The following is a 9,943-nucleotide window of genomic DNA, read 5'->3' as shown; positions in this document are numbered from 1 at the left end:
AAGGCAAGAGGTGGAAGCGGCACAACAACACTCCTCAATCAAAACGAGTGCTGTTGCATCGACCCCCTGAACCGAAGACTGGAATTTCAACCAAAGCGTCGGTTTCGGTGCCCTAAGGACGCCGTCGCTCAGCGCCGGAGGACCGCCGTGTTGGTGAAGCGGTCCTGATAACCGCGGAAGTCCCTGTCGGTGAACAGCGCGGGTATGACGAAGAACACCAGCAGACCGCGCACCGCGGCGCGGCCGATGCCCACGTGCTGGCGGTGGTCGATGGAGGCAACCCGGAGCCCCAGCGCCCACTGCCCGGGTGTGAAGCCGTACAACCGCACCGAGACGATGCCGAGGATGAGCCAGACGACGGCGATGGACGTCGAGCCCAGCGGCGAGTAGAGGAGGGCGTCCTTGCTGATGAATCCGAGGTTCACCGCGAGCCCCACCAGCCCGTATGCGATGAACCAGTCGAGCATCAGTGCGGCGATCCGCCTGCCAAACCGGGCGATGGACCCGGAGCCGGTCTCCGGTAGTCCGAGGCGCTTGCCGGGATAGTCGTGGGGTCCCGCGTCGCTGGTCGGATCCGGTCCCGACAGCCAGGACCCGAGTGTGCGGGCCATACACTGAAGGATATGGGACTGAAAAATCCCATCGGCCGCCGGCGACTGGCCCTGATGTGATTGCGTAACTTCAGCGCAACATTCGGTTGACGACCGTGCAACATCGTGTCCCTAGCGTCAACCCGCGAGTTACTGGATAAAGGAGAAAACTCAGTGGCAGAAAAGACGGCCGACGACATTCTCAAGCTGATCAAGGATGAGGATGTCGAATACGTCGACATCCGGTTCTGCGATCTGCCCGGCGTCGTCCAGCACTTCTCGATCCCGGCTTCGGCGTTCACCCAAGATGTCTTCGAGGACGGTCTGGCCTTCGACGGCTCGTCGGTTCGCGGATTCCAGTCGATCCACGAATCCGACATGATGTTGCTGCCGGACCCCGAGACCGCACGCATCGACCCGTTCCGTGCCGCGAAGACGCTGAACATGAACTTCTTCGTGCACGATCCGTTCACCCGCGAGGCCTACTCACGCGATCCTCGCAACGTCGCCCGCAAGGCGGAGAATTACCTGGCCAGCACAGGCATCGCCGACACGGCGTACTTCGGCGCCGAGGCCGAGTTCTACATCTTCGACTCGGTGACGTTCGACTCCCGGATCAACGGCACCTTCTACGAGGTGGATTCGGAGGCCGGTTGGTGGAACACCGGCGAACCGGTCGAGGCCGACGGCAGCGCGAACCGTGGTTACAAGGTGCGCCCGAAGGGCGGCTACTTCCCGGTCGCGCCGTACGACCACTACGTGGATCTGCGCGACAAGATGGCCACCAACCTGATCAACGCCGGCTTCACGCTCGAACGCGGCCACCACGAGGTGGGCACCGCGGGGCAGGCCGAGATCAACTACAAGTTCAACACGATGCTGCATGCGGCCGACGATGTGCTGCTGTTCAAGTACATCATCAAGAACACCGCATGGCAGGCCGGCAAGACCGTCACCTTCATGCCCAAGCCGCTGTTCGGCGACAACGGCTCGGGCATGCACGCGCACCAGTCGCTGTGGAAGGACGGCCAGCCGCTGTTCCACGACGAGTCGGGCTACGCGGGCCTGTCGGACCTCGCGCGCCACTACATCGGCGGCATCCTGCATCACGCGCCGTCGCTGCTGGCGTTCACCAACCCGACGGTGAACTCCTACAAGCGCCTGGTGCCCGGCTACGAGGCGCCGATCAACCTGGTGTACAGCCAGCGCAACCGTTCGGCGTGTGTTCGCATCCCGATCACAGGCAACAACCCCAAGGCCAAGCGCCTCGAGTTCCGTTGCCCCGACAGCTCCGGCAACCCGTATCTGGCGTTCGCCGCGATGCTGATGGCCGGCATCGACGGCATCAAGAAGAAGATCGAACCGCTGACCCCGGTGGACAAGGACCTCTATGAACTGCCGCCCGAGGAGGCCGCCAACATTCCGCAGGCGCCCACCTCCTTGTCGGCGGTCATCGACAGGCTGGAAGAGGATCACGACTACCTCACCGAAGGTGGCGTGTTCACCGAGGATCTGATCGAGACCTGGATCTCCTACAAGCGTGAGAACGAGATTCTGCCGATCCAGATCCGGCCGCACCCGTACGAGGTTGCGCTCTACTTCGACGTGTAAACACCAGTCGATACTTCGGGCCGGGCGGGTCAAACCGCCCGGCCCGAAGTGTGTCTGCGCGTAGGGTAAACGCGCATGACGACCTTCGACGCACGCCTCTCCAGCTACTCGTCGCCGTTTCTGAGCCTCTTCCGGATCATCGCTGGACTGCTTTTCGCGCTACATGGATCGCAGAAGCTGTTCGGCTGGCCGGTGGCGGCGCCGATCCCGATCGAGGCCGGCTCGTGGCCGCTGTGGTGGGCCGGGCTGATCGAACTCGTGGCCGGCCTGTTGATCGCCGTCGGCTTGTTCACCCGCATAGCGGCTTTCATCGCTTCGGGTGAGATGGCGGTGGCCTATTTCTGGAAGCACTGGCCTCCGCTCGAAGGCCCGTCCGCGAGCTTCTGGCCGATGGAGAACGGCGGCGAAGTCGTGCTGCTGTACTGCTTCGGTTTCCTCGCGATCGCCGGTTTGGGCGCGGGCGCCTGGTCGGCCGACGCCCGGCGCAGGGTCGGCGCAGGGGCTCCGAGCCGCGTGGTGACCGGAACGGCGGCACCTGCTGCCACCGCTACCGCGCAGCCGGTCCGGCGCCGCGGTCTGCTGAGCCGCTTCCGGCGCCCCCGTTACTGATCCAGGCCGAGGTCCTTGCGGAACCGCTTCATCCCGTCGATCTTCTCGGCCAATGAGGCGTGCGGGCCGGCGTAGAACATCCACGGCATGGTGATGATGCCGGTGATGCCGCCGGCTTGCGCTCGGTCGAAGTGATCGGGGGTGAACGCGTCGGTCAGCGGGGTCAGCACCTCGAAACCGTCCATGGTCAAACCCTTTTCGGCGCGCAGCTCGCCCAGCTTGGCGACGCGTTCGAGGGCCCGGTCGGTGGTGATCAGGTCGCCGATCCAACCGTCGTGGCGCGCCGCGCGGCGAAGCGCGATATCCGAAAGCCCGCCGACGTACACCGGGATCGGCGGCGGCGTCGGCTCCATCTCCAGCTTCGGAGTCTTGTAGAACTCGCGATCGAACTCCGTCCAGCCCGGCTTCCAGAGCTCCTTCATCAGGTCGAGCATTTCGTCGGTGCGCTTTCCGCGCCGCGCGAACTGCTGACCCATCAGCGTGAACTCTTCCTCGCACCAGCCGACACCGATGCCGAGTTCGAGTCGGCCGCCGGCCAGGACGGCCGCCGTGCCGATCGCCTTCGCCGCCGAGTACGGGTCGCGCATTGCGGGCAGATACACGGTGGTGACGAAGCGGATCTGCGAGGTGACCAGGGCGAGCCCACCGATCAGCACCCACGGATCGGGCCAGTCGGTGAACGGCTCCCAGCGCCTGCTGCCGTCTTTGGTGTAGGGGTACGGCGTCTGCAACGTCTCGAGGTTGACGACGTGGTCCGGGATGCCGAGACCCTCGTATCCAAGATCGTTTGCCGCCCTGGCGATCTCGACGACCTCCGCGGTGTCGAGGAACGCCAGGCTGACATAGATTTTCATCCGGCGTCCCTCGCCCACGCCGGCTGGATGAACACGCCCTCCGCCTCCACCGTGGGTCCCTCTGCGTCGAGCAGATATCCGCGGGCGAATGTCTTGACCCCCTCGGACCGCTCCACGAACGCCTCGGCACGCAGGGGCCCCAGCGGTGTGCCGCGCAGATAGCGCAGCGAGATGGTCCCGGTGAACTTCGGTTGGGTCAGGCCATCGCTGGCCGCCTCGCCCAGCAGATGGTCGAGCACCAACGCGCAGATGCCCCCGTGCACCCACCCGGGCGGGCCCTCATAGGCGCCGCTCAGCGTGAACTCGCTCCAACAGCGACCGTCGTCCTCGTGATGGATCACCATCGGGGGTGCGATCGCATTACGCAGTCCGACAGCGGGATTGGCCCATGCCAGCGGTCGTCCGGTCTCCTCGTGAACCACCTGCAGGCTCGAGTGCTGCTTGCTCTCGAGCAATTCCGTGACCGACTCGATGCGCTGTTGAGCCTCGGCCACCGCGGTCTCGTCGATCTCGGTGTGCAGGCTCGCGTAGATGAGCCGGCGCACCGCCTCGGTCAGCGGGCCGTACAGCGCGCGCTGACGCTCGTACTCCTCGTCGGTGATCACGTCGAACCCGAAGTCCATGCTCATCCATCGGACACTACAAAGTGCATCCGGCGGGTGCGCCATGAGCCGTCGTTCGCTGCCCTCCGAAGCCTGCACCGGACGCGGGCCGTTCTCGGAGGGCGTCGATCCGAAACAATTCTTCTTCAAATATCGTGGACCCGAATTGTTGCCTCGGCAAAGATACTCGATAGCGAATTCAGCAAACATATGGTGCGGCACGAATTGGTCGCTGAGGCGATGGCGTTAATGATGCGTCAATATAGGGAAATCCCCGATTCCTCGAAGCAAATTCACAGGTAGCGTCCAGGCGCATCACCAACTGCTTCGCAAGGGGGGGCGTCATGGGTTACGCGAGGTACGTCGGTCGGATTGGGGCATTGGCAGTCGCGCTGGGCGTGGGTATAGCAGTAGCAAGCGACCCAGGGGCGGTGTGGGCACAGGATGACAGCGCTTCGGTCGGCACCGATGGCGACAGTCAACAGACGAACGCAGTCAGCTCATCGAAAGCAGAGCCTGCTACGGACTCGCCTAAAGCCGCGCAGGAGCTGGAAAACTCGCCGGACGGGGTAACCGCCCCACCCGTCGAGTCGTCAGCAGCCGCCTCGACCGCCGAGTCGAAGGATTCTTTACAGCTCGGCGACGGTGTTGTGATCTCGGCAAACGGGGAGGTGCGCAGTGGTGCTCAGACTAGCGAGAACGACGCGCAGCAGAAGCCGAAGGATGACTTGACCGAGGCGACGGTCACGAACGGCACGGCCGATGAAGAATCCGGCTTGAGCACACAGCCAGCCCCGCCCCAGATTCTTGAACCCCTGATCTCCGAGCCGCTTCCTGAAGCGGCACCGAAGCGGAGCCAATCGGAAGCTGTCACCACTGCGAACGACAATGGTAAGCCGCTAGGCGCAGTCGCGATGAGCATCGAACCCCCGTCCTCATTCACTTCGTTCAACGATCCGCCGGCTCGAATAGCCGTTCCAGTGGTGAATTCGATGCCGCTTCCCGGCGCGCGGATCGAACCGGTTGTCAGTTCCCTAGCCCACTCGGTGCCCGCCAGTGGGTCCATCGTGGTCGGCGCCCCGCCGACAACACCCGCCGAACCGGCAAGTGTGGTCACTCGGGTGCTCGCCACGCTATTGAACCCGTTTTCCTCGAACTCGCCGGGCGTCCCGGTGAACTCGCCTGTCATGTGGGCACTCGCGGCGGCGGCGACTCGTCGGTTCGGCGCCGGTCCGGATGCACCCGAGGCCGAAACCTTCAAGAGGGACGATGTCGACAACAGCCTCATGCTCGCCGCTTCGGCCGCGAACAGCGCGCCCACGGTTGAGGTCGTCCCGTCACCGCCCACCAAAACCGGTGTGGTCAAGGGCCAATTGATCGCGAATGACCCCGAAGGTGATCGACTCACCTACACCGGATCGACGACGACCGCCAAGGGCAGCGTGGTTGTCGACAGAAGGGGCAGATTCACCTATACGCCCACCACCATCGCCCGCCACAACGCTGCTGCTCCCGATGCCGAGACGACCGGCGCCGGCGAAGACAGCTTCACACTCACCGTCGATGACGGGCAGGGCAACTCAGTGCAGGTTCCGATTGTTGTCACAGTTACTCCGGTTAACTCGGCGCCCACCAATGGCGCAGTCTCACTGGGGAAGCCGAACCCGGCGACGGGTGAAGTCACGGGAACGCTCACCGCGAGAGATCGTGATGGCGACGACCTGAGCTTCAGTGGTCCCGTGACAACCAGCAAAGGGTCGATCACGTACAACAGCGCCAACGACAGCTTCACGTACACGCCAACATTGGAAGCTCGTCAAGCCGCGAGCGTTCCGAGGGCCGCCAAGACCGCGAAGACAGACACGTTCACCGTGACAGTCTCCGACGGCTACGGGGGCACTGGAACCATCACGGTCAAAGTGGCTATCGCTCCGATCGCACCCAACCAGCCACCGACGGTCACCACTTCGTCGGGCGCCACCTCCTACACCGAGCAGGCGGGGCCGACGGCGATCGATACCGGACTGACGCTCGCCGACGCTGACAACACGACGCTGTCGGGAGCGACGGTGTCCATCGGTAGCCCGAATTCGGCTGAAACACTTGACTTCACCGCGCCGGCGGGCAGCGGCATCACCGGTAGCTACAACAACACGACCGGAGTACTCACTCTCAACGGCGCCTCCAGCGTGGCCAACTACCAAACCGCACTGCGTTCGGTCACCTACCACAACGCCAGCGACACCCCGGCCGCCACACGCACCGTCAGCTTCACCGTCACCGACGGCACCACCCCCAGCACAGCGGCCACCAAGACCGTCACCATCACCGCCGTCAACGACGCACCGACGGTCACCACCTCATCAGGCACGACGAGTTACACAGATCAGGCCGCGCCGGCCGCGATCGACAACGGACTGACGCTCGCCGACCCCGACAACACGACGCTGTCCGGTGCGACAGTGTCCATTGGTAACCCGGATTCGACTGAGACACTTGACTTCACCGCGCCGGCTGGCAGCAACATCACCGGCAGCTACAACAACGTCACCGGAGTACTGACCCTGACCGGCGCCTCCAGCGTGGCGAACTACCAAACCGCACTGCGTTCGGTCACCTACCACAACACCACCGCGGCCGTCGGTACAACGCGCTCGATCGCCTTCACCGTCAACGACGGTGGACTGCCGAGCGGTACCTCAACCAAGGAAATCGCCATCGTCGCGCACAACGACGCGCCAGTAGCGGGGACGCCCGTCGTCGAAACCGACATCAACACCGGCGTGGTAACAGGCTCCGTACCGTTCACGGATCCCGATGGCGACATCCTCAGCTACACAGTGGCGCCAGCGCTCAGGGGCAGCATCGCCATCGACCCCTCCACCGGCGCCTTCACCTACACCCCCAGCCAGGCGGCTCGGCAACGGGCTGCTGCCACCGACGCGACGCTGGCCGAAATGCAGGACACCGTCGTGGTACTGGCCGACGACGGCAAGGGCGGCATCACCGCGACCGGTATCACGGTGTCGGTGGTGCCCGTGAGCAACGCCACCAACAACGCGCCCGTAGCGGGGACACCCACCGTCGGCACACCCAGCACTAATAGCGGCACCGTCAGAGGTTCGGCGATTTTCACCGACCCCGACAACGACAGCCTGCGGTACAACATTGTGTCGTCCCCCGGCAAGGGTATCGTCTCGGTCGATCCCACTACCGGCGCTTTCACCTACACACCTGTCGCCAACGCGTTCGTCGACTATCGCCATATGGCGGCAGCCGACACCGCGACGGCAGACGACAAAATCGACAGTTTCACCATCCGTGCGAGCGATATGCGGGGCGGAACCGAAGACGTGGTCATCACCGTTACAGTCAGCCCAGCCAATAAGGCACCCACACCCAACCCGACCACTGTGGGCACAGCCGACTCGTCCGGTGAGGTTGCAGGATCGGTGTCGTTCTTCGACGGTAACGGTGACAACCAGACCTATACCGCATCCATACCCACCAAGGGCAGCGTCATCATCGATTCGACCGGCTCGTTCATCTACACACCCACGGCCACCGCCCGGCAACAGGCGGCCTCGCCGACTGCAACGGCCGCCGACATGGTGGACACATTCGTCATCACCGCTAACGATGGGCATGGCGGTGTCACGCCGGTCACCGTCACGGTCGCAGTCCTGCCGACCGGCGCCACTCCCAATGCAGCACCGTTCCGCAACGGCAGCGGCGCCACTCTTACCACTAGGAGTAGTGCCACCGGACAAACGACAGGAACAGTGTCGTTCTCCGATCCCAACAGTGACGTGCTTACCTACACCGCCAACCAACCGACCAAGGGCTCACTCACTGTCGACCCGACCACTGGCGCCTTCACCTACACGCCCACCGCCGCTGCCCGTCACGCCGCTACTGCGGCGGGTGCAACCAAGGAAGACACACACGACACCTTCACCATCATCGCGTCGGACGGCCGCGGTAACGCGACCCCAGTAGTCGTGACAGTTCCTGTCGGCCAGCAGAATTCGAAGCCAGTCGCAAGTACCACTACTGTCGGTACACCCGACGCCTCAACCGGAGTGGTCACCGGCCAGGTCACCGCCAGCGACCCCGACAACGACACCATCACCTACATCGGTCCCACGATCACGGCGAAAGGAAGCTTGACTGTCGACCGTGAGACCGGCGCCTTCACATTCACCCCGGCGGCATCCGCCCGGGCGTACGCCGCCGCTGGCGACGCGGTAGATGCCGACTTGTCCGATACCTTCACCATCACCGCTTACGACAGTCACGGCGATTATGTCAGCACTGTTGTCACCGTCGCCATCCAACCTTCGACGGCGCCCAATCTTCCGCCCATACAGACCGCGCCGACCACCATCGGCACACCCGACCCCATCACCGGCGAAGTATCAGGCCACTTCAACATCGCCGATCTCGATCGCGACGGCATCTCCTACACGTTCGAGCCGATCGGGGGAAGCCGGCCCACCGATGGGTTCTTCGAAATCGAGGATGGCAGGTTCACGGTTGACGGAACCACGGGGGCGTGGACGTTCGTCCCAACAGACGAGCGTCGACACGAAGCCGCTCTGGAAACCGGAGGCCGGCCCGACGTCTTTTCTTTCCGCTGGACCGCGACTGACGCGCGGGGTGCAACGATAAGTGGCGACGTCTCAGTGCCGATCACTCCCGCCAATCAAGGCCCCATCCAGAGCGTCACAACACAGACGGTGCATACCGCCACTGGACAGACCACCGGAACCTTCACGGTGCACGACGCCGACGGCGACTACGTCGACGTGTCGATCGTGAGTCCGCCGAGCCATGGAACCGCGACAGTCGAATGGATCGGTGGATCAAAGTACCAGTGGACCTACACGCCGGCCGAAGACCAACCGGTGGGCTACACACCAGGTTTCACCATGCAGCTGGCCGACGGTCATACGGGACGCGGTTTCGACGTCGTCACGGTGAACCCCAATGCCCAGGCAACCGCCGCCGCGGTGAAGAAGACCGGATTGGCCAGCAACCGTCCCACCGATCCGGCTACCGGCGCAATACAGGGAACCATCACTGTTCCCGATTCGGCGGGCCGCACGTTGACCTACAGTGCGAGCAACCTCAGCAACGGATCGGTAACCATCGATGCATCGACCGGCGCCTACACCTTCACTCCGACGGTCTCGGCGCGCCAGGATGCCGCCGCCGCCAACGCGCCCGACACCTCGTTGACCGGTGGCTTTACGGTTACGGTCACGGACGGAGACGAGACTCTCGCCGTAATCCCGGTCACTGTACCGATCAGCCCCCTCAACCGTCGCCCCATAATCGAAATCACCCAGGAGGCGCCCGACCAGGCGGACGGCGTGATTCGTGGCCGCGTCACGGGAACCGACCCTGACTTCGAGGAGCTCAACTACCACGGCGGCGCGACGAGTCGGCTCGGTGGCGCTGTCACGATCTCCTCCGACGGCGCGTTCTCCTACAGACCAAGCGCGGCCGTTCGTGTTCTCGCCGCTAAGGAACCGGACGTCAGGGACTACTTCTTCGTCGGTGTCACGGAACCAGATGGCAGGACGACGTGGGTTCGTGTCGCTGTTGACGTTCACCCGCTCAACATCCCCGGCGCGCCCCCCCCCCCCCCCCCCCCCCCCCCCCGCCACGCGTG

General features: G+C 64.1%; 6 protein-coding genes. 3 read left to right on the top strand and 3 right to left on the bottom strand.

The features are described 5' to 3' along the window. Window positions 1–128 precede the first annotated feature (128 nt). A complete protein-coding gene (locus AU198_RS18055) occupies window positions 129–611 on the bottom strand; it encodes an RDD family protein (RefSeq protein ID WP_064349885.1) in 483 nt (160 codons plus the stop codon). A 153-nt stretch (window positions 612–764) separates the two neighbouring features. Here AU198_RS18055 and glnA point away from each other — a divergent pair, with 153 nt between their 5' ends. Together glnA and AU198_RS18045 are read left to right on the top strand one after the other, a co-directional pair. After that, window positions 765–2,201, top strand: coding sequence for a type I glutamate--ammonia ligase (gene glnA, locus AU198_RS18050; protein WP_064349882.1), 1,437 nt, complete (start codon window positions 765–767; stop codon window positions 2,199–2,201). Between the two features lie 75 nt (window positions 2,202–2,276). Continuing rightward, complete coding sequence (locus AU198_RS18045; protein ID WP_064349879.1) at window positions 2,277–2,810, top strand: DoxX family protein; 534 nt, start codon at window positions 2,277–2,279, stop codon at window positions 2,808–2,810. Here the strand turns inward: AU198_RS18045 and AU198_RS18040 are convergent. Both AU198_RS18040 and AU198_RS18035 read right to left on the bottom strand, forming a co-directional pair. Continuing rightward, window positions 2,804–3,664: a TIGR03619 family F420-dependent LLM class oxidoreductase gene (locus AU198_RS18040; protein WP_064349886.1), complete on the bottom strand. Its 861-nt coding sequence runs from the start codon at window positions 3,662–3,664 to the stop codon at window positions 2,804–2,806. The genes AU198_RS18045 and AU198_RS18040 overlap by 7 nt on opposite strands. Beyond that, entirely contained in the window at window positions 3,661–4,293 is a 633-nt protein-coding gene (locus tag AU198_RS18035; protein ID WP_064349878.1) for a PaaI family thioesterase, read from the bottom strand. Before AU198_RS18035 ends, AU198_RS18040 begins: the two co-directional genes overlap by 4 nt. A gap of 353 nt (window positions 4,294–4,646) precedes the next feature. On the opposite strand from AU198_RS18035, the gene AU198_RS18030 reads away from it, so the two are divergent. Next, the coding region (locus AU198_RS18030) for a cadherin-like domain-containing protein (protein WP_197416155.1) at window positions 4,647–9,943 on the top strand (5,297 nt) is incomplete at its 3' end.

The organism is Mycobacterium sp. GA-1199 (genome assembly GCF_001500045.1).
GTDB lineage: Bacteria > Actinomycetota > Actinomycetes > Mycobacteriales > Mycobacteriaceae > Mycobacterium.
This window is presented reverse-complemented; position numbering and strand designations above follow the sequence as displayed.

Coding starts and splice junctions, on each gene's coding strand:
- AU198_RS18055 (WP_064349885.1), bottom strand. CDS start 611: ATGGCCCGCACACTCGGGTCCTGGCTGTCGGGACCGGATCCGACCAGC.
- AU198_RS18045 (WP_064349879.1), top strand. CDS start 2,277: ATGACGACCTTCGACGCACGCCTCTCCAGCTACTCGTCGCCGTTTCTG.
- AU198_RS18040 (WP_064349886.1), bottom strand. CDS start 3,664: ATGAAAATCTATGTCAGCCTGGCGTTCCTCGACACCGCGGAGGTCGTC.
- AU198_RS18035 (WP_064349878.1), bottom strand. CDS start 4,293: ATGAGCATGGACTTCGGGTTCGACGTGATCACCGACGAGGAGTACGAG.